This is a genomic window from Flavobacteriales bacterium, from assembly GCA_016699575.1.
Lineage (GTDB): Bacteria > Bacteroidota > Bacteroidia > Flavobacteriales_F > PHOS-HE28 > PHOS-HE28.
Genome location: CP064979.1, coordinates 573,340 through 586,670 on the forward strand (window position 1 = coordinate 573,340; position 13,331 = coordinate 586,670).

Below are 13,331 nucleotides of genomic sequence, written 5' to 3' on the forward strand. Positions count from 1 at the left end.
ATTCGGCTCATGTTGCCGCACAACCGCACAGCACATCCAACAGTTGGTCCTTTACCAGATGCACCAAGAAGGCCGCGATCGCCAAGGGTGCGTTGAAGGAGGCGAAGAAGGCTTGCACCACGGGCAATGCGTTCAGGACGAGCATGGTGCCCTTGCCGTACTTCTTCATCTTGGCGCAGTAGTCCCATTGCACGCAAACGCGCTGGTGCAAAGCGTTGCGGGCCGCGTTCACGGCCGCCGTGATGATCTTCAGCGCATCCTGTTCGGCCGGCACGGTGGCCGCTGCAAGCGGTACTGGTGGCACGGGCGGAACAAGCGGGTTGGGGAGCTGCTTGCGCGGCGGTGATCTTTTCCCTGCACTGCCGGGTCGTGCAGGCACGCTCACCGTGAAGCCCGGCATCCGCTTAATATCGAACACGGATGGTCCCTCCGGATGCTCCATCAGGTACCGCGCGGCCGGTAGTGCTGCCTGCAACAGGTCCGCGCGGTTCATGGCCCAGGCCTGTTCGATCAGGTGCCGGCTATGCCGGTCTTCGCTTTGGTCTGCCTGTTGTTCGTAGCTGTATTCCATTGTGGTCAATGAGATCCAAGCGGGATCAAGCGGGCTTCAATTTCCGCACCGCCGCCTTGATGGTGAAGTCGGCGCGGCCTTTCACCAACCACGAGATGCCGAAGGCCCAAATGGCCACGGCCTCGGGCCAGAAAATGTCGGCTGGTGCCGGTTCTCCTTCACCCTTGGGAATGAACTGCCAGACGATGAACAGCAGCGCTCCGATGATGGAAAGACCGCAGGCCAGGTAGATGGCGTTGCGCGTGCGCTTGGCCTTGGTGGGCGTGCCCGACTTCTTGCGGAACAAGAAGAGGGCGATGCAAGCAAACGTGGTGAAGAGCAGAGCAGCGGAACCGAAGTGCAAGTGACTGACGCCCTCCGTCATCCATTGCGGGTTGGGGCATGCGCCCGGGTCGGGTTGCATCGGGAACAAGGCCACCGATACGGCGCACAACCCCGCCACGCGCGCTGCAATACGGTCCCATCGGTTGTCGGAGTTGGCGTACCCCTGGTAGGCGAAGAGATATACTCCCAAGGTGACCAGCACCCCCACGAAGGCCGCGACTGCTCCGGAGTGGAAATAGGCGCTGATGGAATCGAGGCGGGACCATGAAGCATCTCGGTCAATTGGACGCAACCCGGCCAGAAGCCAGATGACGAACGGCAGCGCAATGCCCAGCCAACCGATGACCTGTCGATGGGCATGTCCGGCAATGTCGTCACCTTCCTGCGGGGCGATGAAAGCCGAAGGGGCTTGGCGCTGCTGGTTTTGGTTTGGGGAAATGCTCACGGGATCGGGTGGGGATGGTGGGTGCCTGCTCTACCCCCCAAACCTCCCCCATCCCCTCTCCCCTCCACCATGTCTTTTTCACGGGTGCGGGGGTGTGACTTTGTGCGGGTGCGGGGATGAGGAACGGTGGGGCTTGTCAAAAGTCCACGCTGGAGCAACACGGCGCATCCCGGTTTTCCGGGATGCGGCCAACTTTTTTTCCAAGCGCCAGGTCTTGCGCCCAGCGCGGATCTCCATAATTTCCCATGACCAAACCCGCCACCAGCATGGCAACCCGAAAGACGACCCCCGCAAAGGCCCGGCCTGCGCACGTGAGCGTGGCCGTGGTGCACCCCGCCCATGCCACCCGCATCGGGCTGGCCAGCATGGTGAACGACGTGGCCGGCCACCGGGCCACCGTGGTGGTGGCCGATGGCAACGCGCTGCTGAAGGCCCTGCGCAGCGGCACGCCCGTGCACCTGGCCCTGGTGGCGCAGGCGCCCCCTGCCACCGACGCCCCCAACCTGCTGGCCCTGCTGCACCACCGCTACCCCGAGCTCAGCACCGTGGCGCTGTGCCACACCATCGACGACCTGCTGACCGGCCAGGCCCTGAGCGACCATGCACTGAGCGTGCTGCCGGATGATGTGGCGCCCACCGAGCTGGGCACCATGCTGGCCAACGTGAGGGCGCACCACTTCCATCCCAGCGAGCCGGTGAAGCGCCTGCTGCACGGCGAGCACCTGCGGCCCAGCGCCCCGCGCAACGTTGCACGCCTAACGCCGCGCGAGCGCGTGGCCCTGGCGTGGTGGTGCAACCCCTTGTGGCCCACCAAGCCCCAGGTGGCCCGGCGCATGGGCGTATCGGTGAATTGCGTGAAGACGCACCTGCGGCATGCCTACCGGAAGCTGGGCGTGAAGCACCGCGCAGCGGCCGCGCGCTGGTGGCACAAACACCGCAACGACTGGAACTGAGGCGGTTGTCTGCACCCCGGGTGGCGCTGCGGCATCGACCGGCGCGAGCAGTCGAGACGATGACGGCGTGAGGGCATCGGCCCACGACACCGGTCGGACCGATGACGGCGTGAGGGCATCGCCCCGCACCACCGGTCGGGCCGATGACAGCGCATGGCCATCGACGCGCGGGACCAGTCGGGCCGATGTCGGCGCGAGGGCATCGCCCCGCGCCACCGGTCGGGCCGATAACGGCGTGAGGCCTTCGACCTGCAGCGCAAGGCGGGCCGATGCTGGCGCGAGGCCTTCGACCCGCGCCAGCAGTCGCACCGATGTCGGCGCAAGGCCTTCGCCCTCGCAGCGCAAGGCGGGCCGATGACGGCGCTTGGCCTTGGACCCGAGCAACACTCGGGGCCGATGACCCCACGAGGCGATGGCCCCGGAACGGCTCACGCCCCAAGCCACCATCACCGGTGGAGCAGTCCTTCCTCCGATCGCGTGCACCGCCGCGTTTGTACGGCCGGGGTGCCTGATCGTGCGGACCGCATCAGGTCCGCGCGGCCCGACGGGCACGCAGCTCGCCGCGCGCCGCAGGGCAACGATCGGTCATCGCACGCCATCAGCGCCGGGCTCCACCGTGCAGCCGCAACGCGTTGCCCCAAAGGGCAACGTGGGCCTGGTGCGCGGGGTGACGGTGGCCTTGCAACCGGCCCGCGCAGCGCCGTTGGTTGGCGGCACAAACCAGGGCCGAACCCATCGGCCCACAAAACAACACATCATGGGACAGTTCACTTTCGTTCCGCGTGTCGGCATCGACCGCATCACCCCCACGGCCTTGGTGGAAAAAGGCCGCAACCACGTGGCGATGCTCACGGGCAACGCGGCCTTCCCCACGCCTACGCCCACCACGGCGGCGCTGGGAACGGCCTGCACCGCCCTCGACGACGCCAACCAGATCTACGACTTCAACCGGGGCAAGGCCGAGAAGGAAGCGCGCGACGCGGCCTTCAAGGTCCTGAAGGAAATGGTGCGGGAGCTGGCCGGCTACGTGCAGGCGCACTGCAACAACGACAAGTCGCTCATCGTGAGCACCGGCTTCGATGTGCGCCGCTTGAGCGAGCCGCTGGGCCCCCTGCCCGCCGTGGCCAACCTGCGCGCACTGGTGACCCCCTACCCCGGCCGCCTGGAGCTGCGCTGGAACGGTGTGCGCGGCCGCAGCCTCTACGCCGTGGAGATGACGGACACCGATCCGCTGAACCACGCCGGTTGGGCACCGCTGGTGAACACGGGCAAGAACCGCTACACCGTTGAAGGGCTCACCAGCAACACGGTGTACAGCTTCCGCGTCACCACGCTGGGCGCGGCCGGTGCAAGTCCGGTGAGCGATATCGCCAGTGCGAAAGCGGCGTAATGGGAAAGAGGGACGAGAGGCAAGAGACAAGGCTCAAGTGTCAAGTGTCAAGTCACAAGTCCCAAGACCCAAGGCTCAAGTCATAAGTCACACGTCCAAAGGCTCAAGTTGAGATGCGGAGAAGCAGGAACCACAGGAACAGAAGCCGGAGTGCGAGCTCTGGCTTTTGTTTTTGGTGGAAGAAGAGGTGAATGAAAAATGTAGAATGTGAAATGTAGAATGTAAAATGTAGAAGGAGGAATGAGGAATGAGGAATGAGCATGGTGCAAGGCGCAATGAGCAAGGATGGCACGGCGTCACCGCCGCCCCTTCGCAATGCGCGCCACGATGCTGATGCCGCCCCAATGCGACCACTTGGCGTTGGTGAATTCGGGAGAGCGGAAGCTCTGCGTGAAGGTGATGCCGAAGCCGCTGCAGATGAGCGTTAGGCCGTACTCGGTGTTCACATAGAACCGCTTCAGCTCGTCGGCCGGCACGGTGTGCGGACTGTCGCGGAAGCCGAACATGCCGCCCTGCAACAGCGAGTTGTCGAGCACGGCGCGGAACAGCGGGCGGATCTGGAAGTAGAGCTGGAACTTGCGGTCGATGTCGTCCATGTGGAGGTCGGCGGGCATGGTGGGCAGCACTTCCTTCTGGTAGCGGTCCAGGTCGGTGCTGTCCTTCAGCAGCCCGAATTCCTGCACGAAGTAGTCGTTGAAGCGGCCGATGCGGATGAGGCCGCCGAGCCCGATGTGGTTGGTGACGGTGCCCGCGTTGGCTTCCACGGTGCCCACCACCTGGATCTGGCGCACGGGATGGATCAGCTCCTTCTCGTACGTGACGTTGAGGTTGTACGCGAAGTCGTTGGCGATCTGGTTGTCCCAGCCCATGGGTTCCTGCGAGCCGATGAGGGCGTGATACCAGATCTGCACCTCCTTCTGGCCGGCCGCCGGGCCGATGACGCCCAGGCTGTGCTCGGTGGTGAGGCGCTGCTTGGTGGTGAAGTCGTTGCTGATGCACTTGATGGCCGCGTAGGTCCACCCGGCATACGGGCGGTCGGTGCTGTCGGGCTTCACCAGCGCGATGTCGGTGGGTGTGTACATGTTCATGCCCACGCCGATGCCGAACTCGTTGCTGCGGAAGGGGTAGTTGCGGCGGGGCAGCACGAAGAAGAGCTTCTCCAGGCCGGCTTCGTACTTGCTGCTGAAGAACACGTCGAGGCGTTCGCCGTTGGTGAAGTAGCGGTCGGTGTTGCCGCGCAGCTTGAAGAAGTCGTTCTCGGAGGCGAGCCGCACGTACACGGCTTCGTCCTTCATCACGGGCGGGGCCTGGGCGAAGAGGCCGAGGGCCAAGAGGGAGAGCAGCACGAGGAGGAGCGCGATGCGGAAGATGCGCTCCACATGGACCGGGGTGGTTCTCATGACGGTTGTTGCTGCTGGTGGTTGCATGCGTTCCATAGCGCGCTACTTCACGTAGTACTCCCGCCGCAAGCAGCGATCATCGCCCGGTGTGTAGTAGTCCTTTTGCCAATCGGCGGACTTCTCTTTCAGGTAGGCTGGCGACCAGTTGGCGGGCTGCTGGAAGGTGAGCGACTCGCGGAAGGCATGGTGCGAGTAGATGCGCAGGAACTCGGTGAAGTAGATGTCGGCCACGCGCGTGTCGCCCCGCACCACCAGCATGTTCTCGTCATTGGCATTGATGCTGGCTTCGCTGAAGTTGGCCGACCCGGTGAAGACCACGGGATCGGGGCCTAGCGGATCGATGAGCAGGAATTTGGTGTGCACCCAGAGGATGCCTGCTTCGGCGTTCACCTTGGCGCGCTCCTTCAGCCACGTATCGAACTTGTTGGCGCTGATGTGCCGGCCCAAGGCGATGAGCACGTTCTTCTGCTTGCGGATGCGGGCGATGTCCACCTTGCCTTTGGCCATTCCGCTGCCGTTGCCCTCCTTCTCCAGCATGCCCATCCGCAACACGCCGTCGGGCAGTTCGTAGGTGGCCTGCAACGACTTGTGCATGCCGAAGGCCAGGGTGATCATGAGCGGCGCCGCGCTGGCCCCCGCCTGCTGCGCGTACCAATTGAGGATGCCGATGCCGCTGTGCGGGCTGAACACGACCATGAGGTCCTTCGTCCAGTTGGCCGGTGGGAACGGATTGCTGGCCTCGCACCACGTCTTCAGTTCGGCGGTGGAAGGGTCGCCCTTCAATTCCTTCCAGTAGTCCAGGTACTGCGCCGCGATGGTTTTGTCCTCCACGATGTGCGCGCAGTTGAGATGGCCGAAGATGCCGTTCTCGGTGATGTTGGTGGAGCCGGTGAGCACGGCCACGGGTTCATCGTTCTTGAGCAGCACGATGAACTTGTTGTGCATGATCTTGCCCTGTGTGCGCGGCGTGCACAGGCTGCGGATGCGGGCCTTGTCGATGGCCGCGTCGTTCTCGTGCACGGCGCCGCCCGATGGGATGGCATCGTACACGATCTTCACGTCGGCCCCGTTACCGTGCGCTTGTTTGAAGGCGAGCAGCACGCTCTCCCATTCGAACTCGTAGATGGCGGCCCGCAACGACCACGCACCGTCCTTCGCCCGACCGATGAACCCGAGGATGCCCTCTTCCAGTCCACGGCTCAGCCACTCGTAGGCAGCAGGGCCCACATCGGACGGCTTCTTGTTCTGGAAACGACGGGCGTATTCCTGCGAGGCCACGGCACCCCGGTTGAAGAAGATGCGGTGCTTCCCTTGGTCGGGCCGCTCGGTGGTGATGTCAACGGTAACGGCGGTTCCTTCGGTGAGCGAACCCGGCGTGCCGTACATGGGGATGACGGTGTACGTGTAGTCGTAGCCCGGCTTGGCGGAATAGTCGGCCCACTGCATGCCTTGGATCGGATGCTCGCGCGTGCTGAACTTCTCGCCGGGGGCGGTGTGCTCGCGCACGCTCTTGAAGGTCTTCATGCCTTGCAGCCAGTACGTTTCACCTTCGGTATGGTCGGTGCGCTTGATGGCGAAGCCCGCGCAGTCCTTTCGCGCGGCATCGGTGAGGTCGAAAGCGAGGAACACGACATGGGTGCCGGAGATGGCGCGCACCGTGCATCCGTTCTTGGTCTTGCGTTGGGGTCTCATGGTGGTGGGTATATGGTGGGCTCGACTTCCCCCGCCGCTAACCTCCCTTCTTCCGTGCACGCCATTGCACGTTCTTTTCACGTGCGGTGCGCGTTCTTTCCACGGGTGCCGGGAGTGGTCTTGGCGGGCACACCAAAACTCAGCACACCGATCCATCCAAAAAATACCCAGTTCAGGGTATTTTTCTGGGAGCAGGGGCGCCGCTCACAGCGCCCGCAACACGTGGGGCAGCTTCTTCACGATGAAGCGCCACGCATGCTCCACGTCGGCGTCCACGAACACAGGCTCGCCATGGCTCCAAAGGCGCCACGACCCGCCACCAACGATGGCATTGCCCTCGGGCCCCGAGAACATGATGTTCTCCACACCGTCGTGGCCGGCGTGCGCCAGGCCGAAATAGTGGCCGAGCTCGTGGCCCATGACGTATCGCCCGAACCATGGCGGATAGGCATCGCGCCAGAGCACGCCGCTGCCGCCGGGTCCTGCGTTGCCGTCGGTGTCGTCGTCGCTGCGGTCCACCAAGGTGATGCACGCATCTGCCGTGCTGTCGTGCCTGCAGCCGTTGCGCTCATCGACGAAGCGGCGGATGCTGCGCCCGGCCACGATGCCCCGGAACCCGCCGCTGATGTTGAAGCAGGTGATGCTGAGCGGCCGCGCGTCCTGGCCTTCAGAGCTATCGCGCGTTGTATTGGCCGCGAACCACGCGGTGGCCCCGGCGATGGTGAAATCGCCGGGTGTGTTGCACGGCTGCGTCGGGTAGGTCTGCCAAGTGGGGAAGTTGAACGACCGGTCGAAGTCGAGGTCGATGCAGAGCTTCTTGAACTTGTTGTGGGCGGTGCGCATGGCACGGCCCTGGGCGTAGGGCTCCACCGCATAACAACGGAAGCGCGCGCTGGTGCCACCGCTGCTGATGAAGGCCTTGATGTCCGGACGGGTCACGGGCCGCCACCACATGTCAGCACCCGAAGCGTCCACCATCACCATGCGCGTGCGCGCGTTGAAAAGCGGGAAGCTGTTGAAGCTGAGCAGCCCGGCCAGCGCGAACAGGTCGAGCGTGCCGGCGGTGTGCAGGGCCACGAAGGGGAAGGTGCTGCTGTCGGCCACCATCACGCGCACATTGCAGCGGATGGGCAGGCGGAAGTGCGCGGTGCCGAAGCCGAGCTTGGCCAGGATGTCCTCCGCTTCCTGCTTGCCGAACTCCGCGCGGACCATGCCCGCGATCATGTTGATGTGCCGGTCGCGCATGTAGTAGTCGCTCACCGGGCCGGCGAAGTAGCCGCCGGTGACGATGCGCACGGCCCATACCACGATCTCGCCCACGTTCACCACGATGGCGAGCAGCGCATCGATCATGCGCGCCAGGTTGAGGTGCAACAGCGCGTTGACGAATTCGCCCACGTGGCGCACCACGTCGAGCACGATGCGCACGATGTCCTTCACCACGTTCACCACGCCCTTCACCAGGCCCAGCACCAGGTTGGCCACGGCGCCGAGCGCGGGACTGAACGCGGCGATGGCGTCGCGGGCGCGGTCGAGCCCGGCATTGGCCCAGTCGGTGGCGGTGTCCACCACCTCTTCCACGGTATCCACCACGGCATCCACCACGGTTTCCACGGCATCGCCCACGGCGCCCACCACGGCACCCACTGCATCCAGGGCATCATCCCACCAGGCCATGTGCTGTTGTTGTCATGTCCAAAGCACGGCAGCAAGAGCCGCGTGTGCAATGGAACATTGGTTGACGCGCCGCGCGCAACCTCACGCGCACTGCACTCCGTCCTCCCCGAAGTTGATGCCCAGTTGCGCGGGATCGGAGGGGCCTTCCTCGCGCAGCAGGTGAACGAAGACGCTCTCCACCGTGCCGTCCGCTTCCACCATGCCGCTGGCGTACACCCACAGCAGCTCGCCGCGCGTGGTATTGGCCAAGGCGTGCAGTGTGAGCTGCGCGAAGTCCATGCGCACGGGGCGCTCGTCGGTGTAGATGTACTCGGTGTTGCCTTCGCGCTCGGCGCGCCAGCGTTCGATGCGCTGCTCGTCGCGCGCCTTGGCCACCAACGTGTGGCGGTTGCCTTCGTAGAGTTCGTGCAGGAAGCTGAGGACGTTGTTGCTGGGGGTGTGCATGGCTTGCGGGATCGACGGAATAGCCGTCAGGACCGCCGCCAATAACGTAGGGAGTTTGTGGGAAAAGACAACCACGGATGAACACCGATGGACACGGATGAGATCCGACTGCCTCGACCGGCTCTCTCCTATCCCCGTCCATCCGTCTGCATCCGTAGAGCGCATCTCAAAATAACCCTTCGGGCTGCGCGGCGGCCTTCCGGGGCCATCCGGCGTTGCTCGCCCCTCACAGAGCTACCGGCTATGCTCGGGTCTCGCGCCTGGGCTGGCCCCGGAATACCTGCCGCTCGCTTCCAAAAGTCATTTTGAGATGCGCTCTAGTAAAAGTGGCCCGCGTAGCAGGGCGTTACCAGACCCCGGAGCCACTACCGTACGAACATGCGCTGCACCACGCCCTGCTCAGTGGTGCACCGCACCGCGTATGCACCCGCCGACAGGTCGCGCACATCGAGCACGGCGCGCAGGCCATTGGCTTGTGCATCGCGCACCACACGACCGGTGCGGTCGAGCAGTTGCACGCGCTGCATCGGCGCATCGCTCTGTAACCACAGCACGTCGGTGGTGGGCACGGGCCAAAGCGCGAGACCGCTACCGCTCAACGCCTCAACGCCCAACGCCGTGTTCACGAAGGTGCTCGCCGTGTTGGTGATGATGGGTTCGTTGAAGTCGAAGTAGATGTTGGCGATGTTCTCCACCACATCGCCGGTGACCAATCCATTGGTGGCGATGAAGCTGAACTTCACGAAGCCGTGGCTGCCGGGTTCATCGCTGGTGCTGTCCGGCAGATTGATGTTCTCGAAGAGCACGTGCAGCACACCGTTGTGCAGGTACCAGCTGTGCGCATGGCTGGCGGCTTCCACATTGATGGTGGTCCAGTGCAGATCGCTGCTCAGCGTGTCGGTGATGAGCACGCGCTCGGCCATGAAGGTGCCCGTGTTCTGGAAGCGCACCGTGTAGTGCAGGCGAGTGCCTGCGGCCACATCGGCCAGCGAGAGGTAGGCTGGCTCCACCTGTTTGTCATTGGGGTCGTAGCTGCCCACCACCACGTCATTGATCACGTCGGTGTTGTCGGCTGCTGTTTGGTCGGGTTGGCTCTGGGTGGCGGTGGCTTGGTGCACCACGGGATCGCCCAGCACCAAGGTGGGTGGGCCGTAGAGCACCACGTCAACCGTCCACACGTCACCGGGCACCAGCACGGCTGTGGACCAATCCAGCACATTGCCGTTAAGGTTGCCCGCAGCGCTGCTGCTCACGAACGTGAGCGCGGGATCGAAGGTGAGCTGCACATCGGCGGTGGTGGGCTCGGTGCCCACGTTGCGCACCGTCACCCATACCTGCGTATTGAAGCCAGGCCGCACGTTGGTGCCTGTGACCTCCGTGGTCAGGTCGTACATGCCACCGATCTCCACAGCGCCCAAGTGGTTCAAGCTGTCAACCTGGCCCAATGCAGTGAGGATCACTATGGGCGAGCTGGTCGGCGGCCAGTAAAGCGTAGGCACCGCCGATATTGCGTAGCTGCCGATACCGGCCGGCAGCACATAATTCCCGTTGGCATCACTGCCGGCCATGAGGTCGCCGGGCTGCGCCTCCACCATCCAGTTGGGCCGCACGGCTTCGCCCGGGTCGAACACACCGTCGGCATCGGCATCATCGAACGTGGTGCCGGTGATGAGCGGATCGACGATGGGGCATGGGCTGTTGCCGGGGTTGCAAACGATGGGCGCAATGCCCAGTACATTAGGGTTGACGTTGAGGCCGATGGGGATGTTCGGCAGGCAGGTGACACCGCTGCCGGTCAGGCGCACCTGGTCCGTTCCTTGCGGCAGCGCGGGCAGGCAGGTGAGCGCTGTGCAGCCCGTGGCATACAGGTAGTTGAGACCCATGGGCAACTCAGGCAGTTGAGCGATGGGCGTGTTGCTCACATCGAGCCATTGCACACCAGCCGGGAGCGCGGGAAGGGCACTGATGGGCGTGTTCTGAACGTAGAGTTCGTAGAGCGTGGGCGGCAGCATAGGCTGAAGCGCCGTGAGCTGGGTGTTGTCCAACCGCAGGGATCCCAAGGTGATGGGGACGATGGGCATCGACACCAACGGGTTGTTCGACAGGTTGAGCGACGTGAGATCCGCCCCAGCGAACGAGGACACGTTCGCGATCTGATTGAAAGACATGTCCAGGCTCAGGAGCGTGGGCGGCATGGCCACCACATCAGTATGACCGTTCCCGGCAAGTGACAAGTACTGCAAGTTGGTCATGGGCGCCAGGTTGGGCAACGCGGCCAGTCCTGTGAAACTTGCTTGCAGTTCCACAAGTGAGTTGGGGAGGTTGGTCCAGCTCGCAAGCAGGTTGTAGTCCACGTTCAGGTACTGGAGATTGCCGCCGGTGTTCGGGATCTGCGTCAGGGAACAGGTCGTTAACCCGAGTTGGGTTACGCTTGGCGGCACGTTGAGCACCTGGCCGCCCAGGTCAACATTGATGATGAACATCGTGGTGCCGTTGAAGGCGGGGAGCTGCGCGATACCGCATGCATCGCAGTAGAAATAATCGAGGGCTCCGGGCAACGGCAACGGTGAAGAGGAGAAGTTGTTGATGTCGACGTTGATCAACATGAACGTGAAAACACCCATCGGATAACCGGGCCATACCACGTTCATCGTCGAGCTCCATGCAGCACCGATCCTCAATTCGCTGGTCTTGATGTGCTGGATGCCTTCCAGGTCCACCGTGCTGTTGTTCGGCAACTGGTTCAGGTTGCAGTAGAGCAGGCTCGGCGGCTGTGCGTTCCACGCGGCGGTGTCGCAGAAGCCGTTCGCATCAACGCTGTTGGGTTTGGCGTTGTTCATCCACCCGCGCAGGTTCACATCGGGGATGAAAACGGTTTGGGCGGAGGCGCCAAGACCGATCACCAAGAGCAACATCAGGACGTAGCGGTGCACCATTACGCGGGGTTTTGCGCAAGGTAGACGGCAGGTGTGCGGCAAGGTGGCCGCGGGTCGATCACTTCGCCAACGCCGCCTCCGCTTCTTCCAGCGTCGGGGTGTCGTTGTGGTGCCACTGGCCCTTCACGGTGCCTTCCTTCAGCAGCATGAGGCCGGGGTTGGCGCGGTTCACGGTCTTCAACGTCACCTCGTCGCACTGTGTGAAGTCGAAGGCGGCTTGGTGCGCATGGCGGAACTCCTCGATGTCGTCCCAGCTGCTCGCGCTCACGCCGTACACGTACCAGCCCTTGTCCGTGGCAGCCTTCGCCAGGTCAACGATGGCTTTCATGTTCTGCGTCTCGGCGTCCTTGCAGCTCTTCACCAGCACCAACAGCACGGGTTGCGTTTCGCCGAGGATACCGTCGGTGAGGTCCGTGCCGTTCTGGTCGGTGAGCGAGAAGTCCTTCACCTGGCTATCGATGCCCGGCTCCAGTTCGTTCACGCGCTGCTCCACGAACTCCCACGTGGCCACCCACACGCTGTCGTTCCACGGGTAATTGTTGCTGGGATACTCCTTCACCTCGCCGCTCTGCTTGTTCTTGTACACGAGGAAGATCTCGTTCACGGGCGCCTTGCCTTCCTTCCGCTGTTCTGCGATGCTCTTACCCACCGCATACGGACGGTAGTCGCGCACGGGATTGTGCGCCACGCACCACCAGATGAAGAACAGTGAAACGAAGGTTGCCCACAACGCCGTGACCCACTCGGCCTTCGGCGCCTGCATGATGCGCTTGATGCCGAGGTAGCCGACAAAACCGATGAGGGTGAACCACACCGGCCCCCACCAGGTGAACACCCACGAGAAGAACGCCACCAGCACCAGGCCCATCGGCAGGATCAGCTTGTCATCGGCGCTCGTGTTCCAACCAATGCCGGGCTTGCGGAACGTGGCGATGGCGATGGGGATGATAAGGACGAAGAGGATCGCGTCCTTCATGAAGCTCTCCCACGGTGTTAGACTGCGGCCAATGGAGCCCTTCATGGCATCGCCGAAGCAGCCGCAATCGGTGACGCAGTGCACTTCCTTGGTGACTTCCACACCTCCTGAGCCTGCCGAAGGATCGACCACCGTGTACGTGCCGTGCGGATCGCAAGTGGCCGTGTAAGCGGTGAGCCAACCGAAGAAGATGGTGAGCCACAAGAGCGCGGCAACGGCCAGCTTCATCCGCCCCCCGAACAGCACCGCGAACCCCAGCACGATCTCGGCCACGCAGGCCAGGATGCCCAGGAACATGCTCGCCGGCTCCAGGAAGGTGAGGTTGAGCGCGGCTTCGGCGAAGTATTCCTCCAGTTTGATGCTGAAACCGATGGGGTCGTTGGCTTTGATGAGGCCACTGACGATGAACAACGACCCGACGATGAGACGGCAGACCAGCACGAGGTACTTCATGGCAAGAGGAGTTGCGGCGAATGTAGGATCCGGGTCCGCGACAACGAGATGGCGTTAACGAAGTGTTGGG

General features: G+C 63.5%; 10 protein-coding genes. 2 read left to right on the top strand and 8 right to left on the bottom strand.

All coding sequences use genetic code 11. The features are described 5' to 3' along the window. Positions 1-7: 7 nt before the first annotated feature. Both IPJ76_02440 and IPJ76_02445 read right to left on the bottom strand, forming a co-directional pair. Entirely contained in the window at positions 8-493 is a 486-nt protein-coding gene (locus tag IPJ76_02440) for a hypothetical protein (protein ID QQR87105.1), read from the bottom strand. A gap of 103 nt (positions 494-596) precedes the next feature. Continuing rightward, positions 597-1,340, bottom strand: a complete 744-nt coding sequence (locus IPJ76_02445; GenBank protein ID QQR87106.1) for a DUF998 domain-containing protein — start codon at positions 1,338-1,340, stop codon at positions 597-599. 245 nt (positions 1,341-1,585) lie between these two features. On the opposite strand from IPJ76_02445, the gene IPJ76_02450 reads away from it, so the two are divergent. After that, entirely contained in the window at positions 1,586-2,293 is a 708-nt protein-coding gene (locus IPJ76_02450) for a response regulator transcription factor (GenBank protein QQR87107.1), read from the top strand. 757 nt (positions 2,294-3,050) lie between these two features. Beyond that, positions 3,051-3,683, top strand: coding sequence for a fibronectin type III domain-containing protein (locus tag IPJ76_02455; protein QQR87108.1), 633 nt, complete (start codon positions 3,051-3,053; stop codon positions 3,681-3,683). A gap of 296 nt (positions 3,684-3,979) precedes the next feature. Here the strand turns inward: IPJ76_02455 and IPJ76_02460 are convergent, their stop codons facing one another. The 6 genes from IPJ76_02460 to IPJ76_02485 form a co-directional block, all read right to left on the bottom strand. Continuing rightward, positions 3,980-5,083 carry a lipid A deacylase LpxR family protein gene (locus IPJ76_02460; protein ID QQR87109.1) on the bottom strand — a complete coding sequence of 368 codons (1,104 nt, stop codon included), beginning with the start codon at positions 5,081-5,083 and terminating at the stop codon, positions 3,980-3,982. 42 nt (positions 5,084-5,125) lie between these two features. Continuing rightward, positions 5,126-6,775 (bottom strand): hypothetical protein, encoded by a 1,650-nt coding sequence (locus IPJ76_02465; GenBank protein QQR87110.1) that lies wholly within the window; start codon positions 6,773-6,775, stop codon positions 5,126-5,128. 204 nt (positions 6,776-6,979) lie between these two features. Beyond that, positions 6,980-8,452, bottom strand: coding sequence for a hypothetical protein (locus tag IPJ76_02470; protein QQR87111.1), 1,473 nt, complete (start codon positions 8,450-8,452; stop codon positions 6,980-6,982). Between the two features lie 81 nt (positions 8,453-8,533). Continuing rightward, positions 8,534-8,896: a hypothetical protein gene (locus IPJ76_02475; protein QQR87112.1), complete on the bottom strand. Its 363-nt coding sequence runs from the start codon at positions 8,894-8,896 to the stop codon at positions 8,534-8,536. Positions 8,897-9,261: 365 nt separating this feature from the next. Then, positions 9,262-11,832 carry a hypothetical protein gene (locus IPJ76_02480; protein ID QQR87113.1) on the bottom strand — a complete coding sequence of 857 codons (2,571 nt, stop codon included), beginning with the start codon at positions 11,830-11,832 and terminating at the stop codon, positions 9,262-9,264. 58 nt (positions 11,833-11,890) lie between these two features. After that, positions 11,891-13,261, bottom strand: a complete 1,371-nt coding sequence (locus IPJ76_02485; protein ID QQR87114.1) for a DoxX family protein — start codon at positions 13,259-13,261, stop codon at positions 11,891-11,893. Positions 13,262-13,331 lie beyond the last annotated feature (70 nt).

Bases quoted from the DNA above. Each gene is read 5' to 3' on its own strand.
- IPJ76_02440 (QQR87105.1), bottom strand. From the start codon at position 493: ATGAACCGCGCGGACCTGTTGCAGGCAGCACTACCGGCCGCGCGGTAC.
- IPJ76_02450 (QQR87107.1), top strand. From the start codon at position 1,586: ATGACCAAACCCGCCACCAGCATGGCAACCCGAAAGACGACCCCCGCA.
- IPJ76_02455 (QQR87108.1), top strand. From the start codon at position 3,051: ATGGGACAGTTCACTTTCGTTCCGCGTGTCGGCATCGACCGCATCACC.
- IPJ76_02460 (QQR87109.1), bottom strand. From the start codon at position 5,083: ATGAGAACCACCCCGGTCCATGTGGAGCGCATCTTCCGCATCGCGCTC.
- IPJ76_02465 (QQR87110.1), bottom strand. From the start codon at position 6,775: ATGAGACCCCAACGCAAGACCAAGAACGGATGCACGGTGCGCGCCATC.
- IPJ76_02470 (QQR87111.1), bottom strand. From the start codon at position 8,452: ATGGCCTGGTGGGATGATGCCCTGGATGCAGTGGGTGCCGTGGTGGGC.
- IPJ76_02475 (QQR87112.1), bottom strand. From the start codon at position 8,896: ATGCACACCCCCAGCAACAACGTCCTCAGCTTCCTGCACGAACTCTAC.
- IPJ76_02480 (QQR87113.1), bottom strand. From the start codon at position 11,832: ATGGTGCACCGCTACGTCCTGATGTTGCTCTTGGTGATCGGTCTTGGC.
- IPJ76_02485 (QQR87114.1), bottom strand. From the start codon at position 13,261: ATGAAGTACCTCGTGCTGGTCTGCCGTCTCATCGTCGGGTCGTTGTTC.